We start from the raw sequence: 12852 nt of genomic DNA on the forward strand, positions 1-12852 counted from the left end.
GCCGATTAGGGCGTTTGGGCAGCGATCTTACGCCAATTACAGACAACTCTAATACCGACTTACCCAATCACCCGCACTTCGAGTGGCCGCAGCTGCGGCAGGTCATGCAGCCTTCAATCATTTGCATGTCGAACTGGCCGCAGCTCGGGCAGGCCTTGCCGCGCGGCGCGTTCAGGTTCACCACCTGCGCCTGCGGGTCGGACTTCAGCCCCATGCCCTCGCCTTCCAGGAAGCCGGTCTTGACCATGTGTGTCTCGATCACACCACCGATCGCCGCCAGGATCGAGGGGATATACTTGCCCTGCACCCAGGCACCGCCGCGCGGATCGAAGACCGCTTTCAGCTCTTCCACCACAAAGGACACATCGCCGCCGCGCCGGAACACGGCCGAGATCATGCGCGTGAGCGCCAGGGTCCAGGCGTAGTGCTCCATGTTCTTGGAGTTGATGAACACCTCGAACGGGCGGCGGTGGCCGTTGATGATGATGTCGTTGATGGTCAGGTAGATCGCGTGCTCGGAATCCGGCCACTTCAGCTTGTAGGTGTGGCCCTCCAGCGACTGCGGGCGGTCCAGCGGCTCGGACATGTAAACCACTTCGGCGCCGTTCTCATCCACGTCGCTCTCATGCGGCGCCTTGGCGGTTTCGCCCGGCGTAGTGTCAGCGCTCTCGCTGACCGACAGGACGGAGCCGGTCACATCGTTCGGACGGTAGGTGGTGCAGCCCTTGCAGCCCTGGTCCCAGGCCTGCATGTAGACGTCCTTGAAATCGTCAAAGGAGATGTCTTCCGGGCAGTTGATGGTCTTGGAGATCGACGAGTCGATCCACTTCTGCGCCGCCGCCTGCATCTTGACGTGGGCCGCGGGGCTCAGCGTCTGGGCGTTGACGAAATAGTCCGGCAGTTTGGCATCCGCGCCGAATTTCTCGCGGTACATCTGCACCGCATAGTCGACCACTTCCTCCTCGGTGCGGGAGCCGTCTTTCTGCAGCACCTTGCGGGTATAGGCATAGGCAAACACCGGCTCGATGCCAGAAGACACGTTGCCTGCATACAGGGAAATTGTGCCGGTCGGCGCGATCGAGGTCAGCAGCGCATTGCGGATGCCGTGCTCGCGGATCGCGTCGCGCACGTCATCGTCCATGTTCAGCATGTTGCCGGAGTTCAGGTACGCCTCCGCGTCGAACAGCGGGAACGCGCCCTTTTCCTTGGCCAATTCCACCGACGCCAGATACGCGGCGCGGGCGATGGCGTGCAGCCAGCGGTCGGTCTGACGCGCTGCCTCGTCGGAGCCGTATTCCAGACCCAGCATCAGCAGCGCATCAGCCAGGCCGGTGACACCCAGGCCGATCCGGCGCTTGTTTTTGGCCTCTTCCGCCTGCGCCTCCAGCGGGAATTTGGAAACGTCCACCACGTTGTCCATCATGCGCACGGCGGTGGCGACCAGCTCCTGCATCGCCTCCTGGTCCAGATGCGCGTCTTTCTCGAACGGGTTGGCCACCAGCCGCGCCATGTTGATCGAGCCCAGCAGGCAGGCGCCATAAGGCGGCAGAGGCTGCTCGCCGCAGGGGTTGGTGGCGCAGATGTTCTCGATATAGGAGAGGTTGTTGGCCTTGTTGATGCGGTCGATGAAGATCACGCCCGGCTCGGCATAGTCATAGGTCGCCTGCATGATCTTGTTCCACAAGTCGCGGGCCTCGACAGTGTGGTAGACCTTGCCATCGAACACCAGCTCCCAGGAGCCGTCTGCCTTCACCGCTTCCATGAAGGCATCGGTGACCAGCACCGACATGTTGAACATGCGCAGGCGCGCCGGGTCGGACTTGGCGGTGATGAACTGCTCGATGTCCGGGTGGTCGCAGCGCATGGTCGCCATCATCGCGCCGCGGCGCGAGCCGGCCGACATGATGGTGCGGCACATCGCGTCCCACACATCCATAAAGCTGAGCGGACCAGAAGCATCCGCCGCCACGCCCTTCACATCGGCGCCGCGCGGCCGGATGGTCGAGAAGTCATAGCCGATGCCGCCGCCCTGCTGCATCGTCAGCGCTGCCTCTTTCAGCATGTCGAAGATGCCCGACATGCTGTCCGGGATGGTGCCCATGACAAAGCAGTTGAACAGGGTCACCTGGCGCGCGGTGCCTGCGCCCGCAGTGATCCGGCCCGCAGGCAGGTATTTGAAATCCTCCAGCGCGCCAAAGAACTTCTCTTCCCACGCTTCCGGCTTCTTTTCCGCCCGCGCCAGATCCCGCGCGATCCGCCGCCAGGTGTCCTCGACGGTCACGTCGATCGGCGCGCCATCGGCCTGCTTGAAACGGTACTTCATATCCCAGATCTGCTCGGCAATGGGGGCGGCAAAGCGGCTCATGTGTCGGTCCTTTGAGTCGTAGTGGCGTCTTAGCGTCGGAAAAGCGGCTCCGGCGCCGGAAATTACCCCGGCAGCGAATCCGCGAATTGTTAATGCTTACTTGCAGCAAAAGCGTGGAAGAACACAATACCTTGAAGGCAGCGATCAGTAAACTACTATATACTGTCAGAACTATGGACGACTCTGTGGGGAACCTGTGGATAAACGCGTGAATCTTGTGAAGCTTTCGGTGGGCACCGAAAGCGTCGAAAGCCTGATGGCCTGGCAAGCGATGCGCCGCAAGGAGCTGCCCGGCGGCCTGCCCCGCCACGTCACCCGCATGTGGCCCAAGCGCGAGGCCGAAATCCTGAATGGCGGCTCGATTTACTGGGTGATCAAGGGGCTGATCCAATGCCGCCAGCGCATCCTGCGGCTGGATGAGGTGACGGGCGAGGACGGCATCCGCCGGTGCGCCATCGTGCTGGATCCGGAGGTGCACCGCACCCACACGGCGCAAAAGCGCCCGTTCCAGGGATGGCGTTACCTCAAGACCGAGGAATCGCCTGCCGACCTGCCCGCAGGCAAGACACAGGAAGAACCGCTGCCGCCGGAGCTGTCGCAGGCGCTGGCCGAGATTGGCGTGATCTGATCCAGCCGCCGCGGCGGCCTGGGCAGGCGGCAACCCGCCTGCCCCTCAAGCACTGCTATTTTACTTCAGCAAGGCAAGCAGCTCTTTGGCGGCAGCTTCCGAGGACGCCGGGTTCTGGCCGGTGACCAGCTTGCCGTCGACCTCGACGTAAGACGCCCAGTCATCGCCCTTGCGGTAGTCGGCGCCGTTGTCCTTCAGCATATCCTCGACCAGGAAGGGCACAACATCGGTCAGGCCCACGCCCTCTTCTTCGCCGTTGGTGAAACCGGTCACGCGGCGGCCCTTGACCAGCGGTTCGCCATCGTTGCCCTTCACGTGCCGGAACACGCCCGGCGCGTGGCAGACGGCGCCGATCGGGCGGTCCGCGGCGGCAAAGCTTTCCAGCAGCTTGCGGCTGTCCGCACTCTCGGCCAGATCCCACAACGGGCCGTGGCCGCCGGGATAAAAGACCGCGTCGAACTGATCCGCATCGACGCCGGACAGTTTCACTGTATTGGCCAGCGCCTGCTGCGCTGCGTCATCCTGCTTGAACCGCCGGGTGGCATCGGTCTGGGCATCCTCAGAGTCCGATTTCGGATCCAGCGGCGGCTGGCCGCCCTTGGGCGAGGCCAGGGTGATCTCGGCGCCGGCATCGCGCAGCACGTAATAAGGTGCGGCGAATTCCTCCAGCCAGAACCCGGTTTTTTCCCCGGTGTCCCCCAGCTGATCGTGCGACGTCAAAACCATCAGAATTTTCATAGCCTGTCCTTTCAGTTGGAGTTTACCCCACCCCAGCTAAGACCGGCGCCGCGGATTTAAACCCGGGCGCCGGAGAAAGGCATCACGCCATGTTCACGGTTTCTTGAGGTTGCGCACCGGCCCGCCCAGACAGGCCGCCGCGCTCAGGCGCGGTTTTCCAGCAAATCCAGCAAAGTATTCAGCGCCGCCTTGTCATCGGCGCTGTATTTCGCCACCCGGCTGCGCCACAGGGTGGCCTGCGACTTCAGCACCAGGCCGTCGCTCAGCAGCTTCAGGTGGTTTGCCCGCAGGGTTTCGCCGGTGGAGGTGATATCGGCGACCATCTCGGCGGTCTCGTTCTTTACCGTGCCTTCGGTTGCGCCCTGGCTGTCCACCAGCTGGTAATCCGCCACGCCCGCATCGGTCAGGAATTCCCGCACAAGCCGGTGGTACTTGGTGGCAATCCTCAAGCGGTGGCCGTGCTGCGCCCGAAACGCCGAGGCAGCCGCATCCAAGTCATCCAGCGTGTCCACGTCGATCCAGAACTGCGGCACCGCCAGCACCAGGTCGGCATGGCCGAACCCCAGCTCCGCCAGGTCTTCCACCTGCTGTTCGAAACGCGGCAGCTTCTCCTGCACCAGGTCGGTGCCGGTGACGCCCAGGTGAATGCGCCCCGCTGCCAGCTCGCGCGGGATCTCGCCCGCCGACAGCAGCACCAGTTCCATGTTCGACACGCCCTCGACCGCGCCGGCATATTCCCGGTCGGACCCCGTGCGCGACAAGGTCACGCCGCGCTTGGCAAACCAGTCGAATGTCTTTTCCATCAGCCGCCCCTTGGACGGCACGCCCAGCTTCAAGGTCATGCGCGCGTCTCCTCAAGCTGCAGCATCAGGTCGGGGCGCAGCACGCCGCCCACTGCCGGGATCTCCTCGCCGTCGCCCAGCTGCCGGGTCAGCGCGTCATAGCGCCCGCCGCTGGCGACCGGCGGCAGATCGGGGCGCGCCTCGGCATAAAAGCCGAAAACGAACCCGTCATAATACTCCATCGAGGTGCGCCCGTAGGACGCCTCGAAATCCAGGTTCTCGACGTCCACGCCGCGCGCCTTCATCGCTGCGGTCCGCGCATCCAGCCGGTCCAGCGCCGCGTTGATCTGCGGCAGGTCCACGGCAATATCGCGCATCTGCTCGGTGGCAAACGGCACCGTCTCCCGGACCGCCATCAGCGCTTCCAGCGCCAGCAGCTCGTTTTCGGAAATCGGCGGCGCCTTGGCATCCTCGCGCAGCGCATCGACCCGCGCCTGCACCTCTGCCGCACGGCGCTTGCCCAGCTCCATTGCCGAGCCGGTCAGATCGCCCTCGGTTTCCAGCAGCTTCCTGCGGCTTTCCGGCACCGGGGTGCGCCCTGCAAAGCGGTCCAGCAAAGAGCGGAACCGGCGCGGACGCCAGATGTGCCGCATCAGCGCCGCCTTGCGTTTGCCCGTGGTGTTCAGCCCCTGCACGGCGGCCATCAGGATGCCGATATCACCGGTCGCCGCCCGCAAGGGCAGCCCCCGCACCTGCAGCGCAAACAGCGAAAACACCTCGGCATCCGCCGCCGCGGCATCATCGCGCTCGAACACCTCATAGCCGACCTGCAGGTATTCGTTGGGCCGGTCCGGATCCATCTCCTGACGCCGGAACACTTCGCCGGAATAGGTATAGCGCGCAGGCTCTGCGCCGTGGCGCATATGCGCCTCCACCACCGGAACGGTGAAGTCCGGGCGCAGCATCTGCTCGCCGCGCAGCGCGTCCGAGGTCACATAGGCCCGCGCCCGGATGTCCTCGCCGTACAAATCCAAAAGCGTGCCAGCAGGCTGCAGGAGCGGCGTGTCCACCACCTGCGCGCCTGCGGCCTCGAACCGGAGCCGCAGCATCGCAGCACGGGCCTGTATCTGGGATTGAACCGCCATAATCAGCCCTGCCCGTCCAGGATTTCACGCACCTTGGCCACCAGTTCCGTGCGGGGCACTTCAAACTGGCTCGGGCGTTCCTTCCACTCTTCCAAGGTGGCGCTTTCGGCGATCTTGGCTCCCAGGATCAGGTCCTTGATCTGCACCACGCCATTGGCCTTTTCGTCGCCGCCTTCGATCACCGCCACCGGGGAGTTGCGCTTGTCCGCATATTTCAGCTGGTTGCCGAAGTTCTTGGGGTTGCCCAGGTAAACTTCGGCCCGGATGCCCGAATTGCGCAGCTCCGCCACCATCGCCTGATAATCCGCCATCCGGTCGCGGTCCATCACGGTCACAACGACGGGCCCGGTGGCCTCCGCCGTCAGCCGCCCCTTGGCGTGCAGCGCCGCCAGCAGCCGGTCGACACCGACCGAGACGCCGACAGCCGGCACTTCCTGCCCGGTGAAGCGCTTGACGAGGCCATCATACCGCCCGCCGCCCGAGACCGAGCCGAACTGCCGCTTGCGGCCCTTCTCGTCCAGGATCTCAAAGGTCAGCTCCGCCTCGAACACCGGGCCGGTGTAGTACCCGAGGCCGCGCACGACCGAGGGGTCGATCTCGATCCGGTCCTTGCCATAACCGCCCGCAGCCAGCAGCTCGCCGATCTGCTCCAGCTCGGCAATGCCCTCCTGGCCAATCTTGCTGTCACCCACAGCGGCGCGCAGGTTGGAAATGGTGCCCGCAGCCTCAGCCGCCTTGGAGGTGAGGAAGGCCAGCACCGGCGCCGCCTGATCGTCCGACAGGCCAACCCCGTCGATGAACGCACCGGAGGCATCCAGCCGGCCCTTGGTCAGCAGCTCGCGCACGCCGGCTTCGCCCACCTTGTCGAACTTGTCGATAGTACGCAGCACATCGTCCCGCTTGGCATCGCCGTCGCCCAGGCCCATCGCCTCAAGCACGCCGTTCAGAACCTTGCGGTTGTTCACCCGCACCAGGTAATCGCCGCGCGGAATGCCGACGGTCTCCAGCGTGTCGCTGAGCATCGCGCAGATCTCGGCATCAGCAGCCATCGAGGCGCTGCCCACGGTATCCGCATCGCACTGGTAGAACTGGCGGAAGCGGCCCGGCCCCGGCTTCTCGTTGCGCCAGACGGGCCCCATCGCATAGCGGCGGTAGGGCGTCGGCAGGTCGTTGCGGTGCTGGGCATAGACCCGCGCCAAGGGCGCCGTCAGGTCATAGCGCAGCGCCATCCAGTCGCCGTTGCCGTCGTCCTCGGTCTCCTGCCAGGCAAACACGCCCTCGTTCGGACGATCCACGTCCGGCAGGAATTTGCCCAGCGCTTCAACGGTTTCCACCGCTGAGGACTCCAGCGCCTCGAACCCGTAATGATGATACACACCCGCGATGGCCCGCAGCATCTCGCTGCGCTGGGTCACCTCCGCACCGAAATAGTCACGGAACCCCTTCGGCGTCTGCGCCTTGGGGCGGGGCTGCTTCTTCACTTTGGCCATCTGCGGCCTCCTCACGGGTAGCGGTTTCACTCGCCCGGCGGTCTAGCGGAAGCAGGCCGCAACGGCAAGACGAAGCCGGCAGGAGCCAATGCCGCAGCAGATAAAGCGGGACGAGGGTTGCGCCGCCCCGTGGGGGCGGGTCATGCCGGAGGCAGGCTTTCGGCATGACGCGGCCCGGCCTCGCGTCCGGGCGGGACTTTGCATTTGAACGTTGCTCCTTTAAGAGCCCCATCAAACCTTAGGAGACACGCCATGCAGCATCTGGAAGAGCAAATCGCCCATCTGACCCGCAGCGTGGAGGAGATGAGCGACGTGATCGCCCGCCAGCAGAAGGAGATCGACGTGCTGACCCGCCGCGTCGCCATGCTGATGCAGCGCGAGGCCGAGCGCCAGCAGGACGGCGGCGGCGGCGTGGTGATCGGCGACGAACGCCCGCCGCATTACTGACGGCCTGCCGCAGGCGGCGGAAGAATTTTGACTGAAAATTCTTGCTCAGAAAATTTGCAATTTTCTGATTGCGGCCGCCCTGCCTCGCACGCCGCTAGCCGCCCTGGGCAGCCCCAAAGCCCTGCCCGACGATGCGCGCGGCCAGCTGCACATGCTCGGCCTGGCTCTCCCCTTCCGACAGCGCAGAAAGCGGAATGTCCAGTTCGTAGACCAGCTTGCCGCCGCCAATCGTCCTGCTGGCTTCGCCCTGCAGCATCGACGGCACAATCTGGGTCAGCAGGCGGGTGCCGAACCCGGTTCTCCCGGCCCCGTCCTGAGGCAGCTCCGAATGCGGCGAAACGTCTTCTTCCCACCGCAGCTGCAGCCGTTTCTGCCCTGGGCCCTCTGCGCTGACCGCCCAGGTCACGCTGATCCGCGCATCCTCCGAGCCGTACTTTTGCGCGTTTGTCGCCAGTTCATGCAGCGCCAGGCTGATCTGCTGCGCCGCCTCCGAACCCGTCTTCACGTCCGGGCCGCCGACCGTCAGCCTGTCGCCAAAGGTCAGCTGAACCGGTTCAAGCTGCGAACGGATAACGCCCCCCAGATCGGCCGTGGCGCCCGACGGCTCCTGCATCACGGTCTGGGTGGCAGAGGCCAGCGCGTTCAGCCGCCCGGTGAAGACGCCGACGAATTCGTCCACGTCCGTGACGCCGCGTGCGCTCTGCCGAGCCATCGACGACACCACGGCAATCATGTTGTGGCTGCGGTGCACCGCTTCCCTGGCCGTGACGGCAAGCTTGGCGTTGACGTTCCGCAGTTCCGCCGTGCGCTCCTCCACCTGAACCTCAAGGTCATGCCGCGCCTGCCGCAGCACATTCAGGGTCGCTTCATGCGCGGCCACTTCATCCAGCAGCTTGCTGTTGGCGTGTTCCAGATCGCGGCGGCCCGGTATCGCGACCAGAACCGGAACCAGCTTGAACAAGACCACCGCGGTGGTTGCCGACACCAGGCCGGTCGCGAGCTTCAAAAGGCCCTGTGCAGGGTAGACCGGCCACCAAAGCGTCACGATCGACACCGCATGGGTAAGGCCGCAAAGCAGGATGAAGGAGGCAAACAGCAGAACCAGACCGCGGTGCTTGATATCCTTGCGCTGTTTCAGAACCCTGAGCAGGGCCAGCGGTATGGCGAAATAGGCGAGGAATATCAGCACGTCCGATCCGGCCCAAAGGATCAGCAGCCAAGGCTCCCAAAGCAGGCACATGCCATGCGGCATGTATTGCCCGAAATCCAACAATGTCTGCACTGCGGCAACCTCCACTCCTATGGCGGAACCGGTGCCGGCCCGATCCATTCAGGCACCCAACGCGGTCCTGCACTCATACGTTGCATTAATTTTCCCGCGAGGGAACCCGCAGTGCAGGCACCGGGGTTTCCGTCAGTGGCCGAAGGCTCCCCTGCCCCTCAGATCTCCTCCACGTCCATCACCCCGTCCAGCGACTTCAGCGCGCCCTTAATCTGCGGGTTGATCGGGAACGCCTGGCCCAGGTCCATCTCCACATCGCCGGGCAGGCCTGGATCCTGAAGGTACATATAGACCTCGCCGCGCGCGGCATTGCGGGCCGCCGCCTTGGCGTCCTCCAGCACTTGCGCCACGGTGCCCACGGCAGCGGCGTCGCTCAGATAAACCCGCAAGCTGCTGCGCCCGGCATCGGCAATGGCGGAATCCACCGGCCCCACCGAACGCACCAGCAGCTTCAGCTGATCGCTCTCCATCGTCGCCTCAGCCGTGATCACCACCTTGGACCCGGTCTCCAGATACTCGCGGCTCTTCTCCAGCACCTCGGAAAACAGCGTCACTTCAAACGCGCCCGAAGGGTCCGACAATTGAGCAAAGGCAAAACGGTTGCCGCGGGCGGATTTCCTCTCCTGCCGCCCGGCCACCACGCCTGCCATCTTGGCAATACAGGCACCGCGCTCGGCCTTGGCGGTCACCTCATCCAGCGTCATCACATCCTTGCGCTTCAGCGCCGGCATGTAATCGTCCAGCGGGTGGCCTGACAGGTAGAAGCCGATCGCCTTGAATTCCTCGCTCAGCCGCTCGGCCGGCAGCCAGTCCGGCACCGAGGGCAGACGCGGCTCCGGCAGGTCCTCGCCCGCCTCGCCGAACAGCGACACCTGGTTCGAGTTCCGCTGGTCATGCACCGCGGCGGAGTAGTCCACCAGCGCGCCCAGGCTCTCAAACACCCGGCGGCGGTTGGAATCGAGCTGGTCAAAGGCCCCCGCCCGCGCCAGCATCTCCAAGGGCCGCTTGCCCACTTTCTTGAGGTTCACCCGGCGGGCAAAGTCGAAGACATTGACAAAGGGACGCTCGCGGCCGTCCTCATTGCGGGCCTCAGCCACCAGCCGCATCACGTCCAGGCCGACGTTCTTCAACGCGCCCAGCGCATAGACCAGTTCCCCGTTCACCACGTTGAACGTCGCCAGCGAGCGGTTGATGCAAGGGGGCACGTATTTCAGCCCCAGCCCCTTCTTCACCTCTTCGAAATAGATCGCCAGCTTGTCGGTCAGGTGAATATCGCAGTTCATGACACCGGCCATGAACTCCACCGGATGGTTCGCCTTCAGCCAGCCGGTCTGGTAGCTGACCACCGCATAGGCCGCGGCGTGGGATTTGTTGAAGCCGTAGTTGGCGAATTTCTCCAGAAGGTCGAAAACCTCGCTGGCCTTCTTCTTGTCGACCCCGTTCTCCGCCGCGCCCTTCTCGAATTTCGGGCGTTCGGCGTCCATTGCCTCCTTGATCTTCTTACCCATCGCCCGGCGCAGCAGGTCCGCACCGCCAAGGGTGTAGTTCGCCATCACCTGGGCGATCTGCATCACCTGCTCCTGATAGACGATGATGCCCTGGGTCTCTTCCAGGATGTGGTCGATCAAGGGGTGGACAGAGGTGATCTCGCGCTGGCCGTTCTTCACCTCGCAGTAGACCGGGATGTTTTCCATCGGGCCGGGGCGGTACAGCGCCACCAGCGCCACGATGTCCTCGATACATGTGGGTTTCATGCGCTTCAGCGCATCCATCATGCCGGTGGATTCCACCTGGAACACCGCCACCGTCTTGGCGCGGGAGTAGAGGTCGTAGGTAACCTTGTCATCCAGCGGAATGGCGTTGATCTGGTTCTCGGCCCCCTCCGGCGGGTCATAAAGCTGGGTGCCGTCCGCGGCGATATGCAGGTCGCGGCCCGACTGGAAGATCAGGTCCATCGCGTTCTGAATGACGGTCAGGGTCTTGAGGCCGAGGAAGTCGAATTTCACCAGCCCGGCCTGCTCCACCCATTTCATGTTGAACTGGGTTGCCGGCATGTCAGAGCGCGGATCGCGGTAAAGCGGCACCAGCGCATCCAGCGGCCTATCCCCGATCACCACACCCGCGGCGTGAGTACCGGCAGAGCGCAGCAGGCCTTCCACCTGCTGGCCATAGGTCAAAAGCCGGTCCACCACCGGCTCGTTGCGGGCCTCCTCGCTCAGCCGCGGTTCTTCCTTCAGCGCGTCGGCGATGGACATCGGCTTCACGCCCTCGACCGGGATCAGCTTGGACAGCCGGTCCACCTGGCCATAGGGCATCTGCAAGACCCGCCCCATGTCGCGCACCGCCGCCTTCGACAGCAACGCGCCAAAGGTGATGATCTGCCCCACCTTGTCGCGGCCGTATTTCTCCTGCACGTATTTGATCACCTCTTCCCGGCGGTCCATGCAGAAGTCGATGTCGAAGTCAGGCATCGACACCCGTTCCGGGTTCAAGAAGCGTTCGAACAGCAGGGAATACCGCAGTGGATCAAGGTCGGTAATCGTCAGCGCATAGGCCACCAAGGAGCCCGCACCGGAGCCCCGCCCCGGCCCCACCGGAATATCGTGGTCCTTGGCCCATTGGATAAAGTCGGCAACGATCAGGAAGTAGCCCGGGAACCCCATTCCCTCAATGATCCCCAGCTCGAAGTCGAGCCGCTCCTGGTATTCCTCGACACTCACCGCATGGGGGATCACCGCCAGACGCTTCTGCAGGCCCTCGTTGGCGATGCGGCGCAGTTCGGCCACTTCGTCGTCGGCGAACTTCGGCAGGATCGGGTCGCGGCGGTACGCCATAAAGGCGCAGCGCTTGGCAATCTCCACCGTGTTCTCAATCGCCTCCGGCAAGTCGGCAAACAGCGCAACCATCTCTTCCTGGCTCTTGAAGTAATGCTGCGCGGTCAGCCGCCGCCGCGGCTCCACCTGGTCGACATAGGCGCCCTCGGCGATACAGATCATCGCGTCATGCGCCTCGAACATCTCCGTGTTCGGGAAATAGACGTCATTGGTGGCGACCAGCGGCAGGTCCATCGCATAGGCCATTTCCACATGGCCGCGCTCGGTCTGCTTCTCCGCCTCCGGCTGGCCGTGCTCGCCCGGATGGCGCTGCAGCTCGACATACAGCCGGTCCGGGAAAATCGCCTTCAGCCGCTGCATCAGCGCTTCCGCCGCCGGACGCTGTCCCATCTGCAACAGCCGCCCCACCGGCCCGTCCGGCCCGCCGCTCAGGCAGATCACTCCGCCGGAATAGCTCTCCAGCTCCTCCAGCGTCACATGCGGCAGCTCGCCCCCCTGACGCAGGTACAGGCAGGAATTCAGCTTCATCAGATGCTCGTACCCGGCCTCGCTCTGGGCCAGCAGCACCAGCGGCGCAGGCGGCTTGGGCCGCTCGCCCGGTGCCGGCTCCGTGAACCGCAGATCCACCTGACAGCCGATGATCGGCTGCACCCCTGCCCCGCTCGCCGACACGGAAAACTCCAGCGCCGAGAACAGGTTGTTGGTGTCTGTCACCGCAATTGCGGGCATTTCGTGGTTCTTGCACAGGTCCGGCAGCTTCTTCAGCCGCAGCGCCCCCTCCAGCAAGGAATACTCGGTATGGGTGCGCAGGTGAATGAATCGGGGAGAGCTTGTCATGCCGCCACGCTACCGTATTGCCGCAGCGGGGTGAACGGGCGAACTGCACAGCCCGCCTCCCGCAATTACGGAAGGGTCCCTTGCTATTTTCAGGATTTTTTTGAAGCTGTTTCGCCATCCAGCCGGCCCAGCCGCAAAGATACAGCTAAAAAGCATAAAAAATAACAGCATAGCCGCGAATCCCGCAACTTTATTGCGTCGCAGATTACTGCAGTGCGGCGGCGGTTTTCCTTGCTTTGACAAGGGGATGCTCCCTAGGCTGTTAGCAGCAAGCAATAAACAGCCCGCCGCACCTTCTACGCCG

Annotated in this window: 9 protein-coding genes; 2 read left to right on the forward strand and 7 right to left on the reverse strand. The window is 64.1% G+C overall.

Annotation, left to right across the window (positions count from 1 at the left end; genetic code table 11):
* Positions 1-67 precede the first annotated feature (67 nt).
* Positions 68-2365 carry an adenosylcobalamin-dependent ribonucleoside-diphosphate reductase gene (locus AC4HIX_RS05790; RefSeq protein WP_490398249.1) on the reverse strand — a complete coding sequence of 766 codons (2298 nt, stop codon included), beginning with the start codon at positions 2363-2365 and terminating at the stop codon, positions 68-70.
* Between the two features lie 196 nt (positions 2366-2561).
* Here AC4HIX_RS05790 and AC4HIX_RS05795 point away from each other — a divergent pair, with 196 nt between their 5' ends.
* On the forward strand, positions 2562-2993 hold the full coding sequence (locus AC4HIX_RS05795; RefSeq protein WP_490398250.1) for a DUF1489 family protein: 432 nt from the start codon (positions 2562-2564) through the stop codon (positions 2991-2993).
* Between the two features lie 60 nt (positions 2994-3053).
* Here AC4HIX_RS05795 and AC4HIX_RS05800 read toward each other — a convergent pair whose 3' ends face one another.
* The 4 genes from AC4HIX_RS05800 to hisS all read right to left on the reverse strand — a co-directional run bounded on the left by AC4HIX_RS05800 (position 3054) and on the right by hisS (position 7148).
* Positions 3054-3731, reverse strand: a complete 678-nt coding sequence (locus AC4HIX_RS05800) for a type 1 glutamine amidotransferase domain-containing protein (RefSeq protein WP_490398251.1) — start codon at positions 3729-3731, stop codon at positions 3054-3056.
* A gap of 143 nt (positions 3732-3874) precedes the next feature.
* Positions 3875-4573, reverse strand: coding sequence for an ATP phosphoribosyltransferase (gene hisG, locus AC4HIX_RS05805; RefSeq protein WP_490398252.1), 699 nt, complete (start codon positions 4571-4573; stop codon positions 3875-3877).
* Positions 4570-5658 carry an ATP phosphoribosyltransferase regulatory subunit gene (locus tag AC4HIX_RS05810; protein WP_475050479.1) on the reverse strand — a complete coding sequence of 363 codons (1089 nt, stop codon included), beginning with the start codon at positions 5656-5658 and terminating at the stop codon, positions 4570-4572. Before AC4HIX_RS05810 ends, hisG begins: the two co-directional genes overlap by 4 nt.
* Before the next feature lie 2 nt (positions 5659-5660).
* Complete coding sequence (gene hisS, locus AC4HIX_RS05815) at positions 5661-7148, reverse strand: histidine--tRNA ligase (protein WP_490398253.1); 1488 nt, start codon at positions 7146-7148, stop codon at positions 5661-5663.
* Positions 7149-7400: 252 nt separating this feature from the next.
* Between hisS and AC4HIX_RS05820 the strand changes: the two genes are divergently transcribed.
* On the forward strand, positions 7401-7595 hold the full coding sequence (locus AC4HIX_RS05820; protein WP_475050475.1) for a SlyX family protein: 195 nt from the start codon (positions 7401-7403) through the stop codon (positions 7593-7595).
* 94 nt (positions 7596-7689) lie between these two features.
* Here AC4HIX_RS05820 and AC4HIX_RS05825 read toward each other — a convergent pair whose 3' ends face one another.
* Together AC4HIX_RS05825 and dnaE are read right to left on the reverse strand one after the other, a co-directional pair.
* Complete coding sequence (locus AC4HIX_RS05825; RefSeq protein WP_490398254.1) at positions 7690-8877, reverse strand: sensor histidine kinase; 1188 nt, start codon at positions 8875-8877, stop codon at positions 7690-7692.
* 158 nt (positions 8878-9035) lie between these two features.
* Positions 9036-12548, reverse strand: a complete 3513-nt coding sequence (gene dnaE, locus AC4HIX_RS05830) for a DNA polymerase III subunit alpha (protein WP_490398255.1) — start codon at positions 12546-12548, stop codon at positions 9036-9038.
* Positions 12549-12852 lie beyond the last annotated feature (304 nt).

This window comes from Leisingera sp. (assembly GCF_982940295.1).

Bases quoted from the DNA above. Each gene is read 5' to 3' on its own strand.
- AC4HIX_RS05800 (WP_490398251.1), bottom strand. From the start codon at position 3,731: ATGAAAATTCTGATGGTTTTGACGTCGCACGATCAGCTGGGGGACACC.
- AC4HIX_RS05810 (WP_475050479.1), bottom strand. From the start codon at position 5,658: ATGGCGGTTCAATCCCAGATACAGGCCCGTGCTGCGATGCTGCGGCTC.
- AC4HIX_RS05820 (WP_475050475.1), top strand. From the start codon at position 7,401: ATGCAGCATCTGGAAGAGCAAATCGCCCATCTGACCCGCAGCGTGGAG.
- AC4HIX_RS05790 (WP_490398249.1), bottom strand. From the start codon at position 2,365: ATGAGCCGCTTTGCCGCCCCCATTGCCGAGCAGATCTGGGATATGAAG.
- hisS (WP_490398253.1), bottom strand. From the start codon at position 7,148: ATGGCCAAAGTGAAGAAGCAGCCCCGCCCCAAGGCGCAGACGCCGAAG.
- hisG (WP_490398252.1), bottom strand. From the start codon at position 4,573: ATGACCTTGAAGCTGGGCGTGCCGTCCAAGGGGCGGCTGATGGAAAAG.
- dnaE (WP_490398255.1), bottom strand. From the start codon at position 12,548: ATGACAAGCTCTCCCCGATTCATTCACCTGCGCACCCATACCGAGTAT.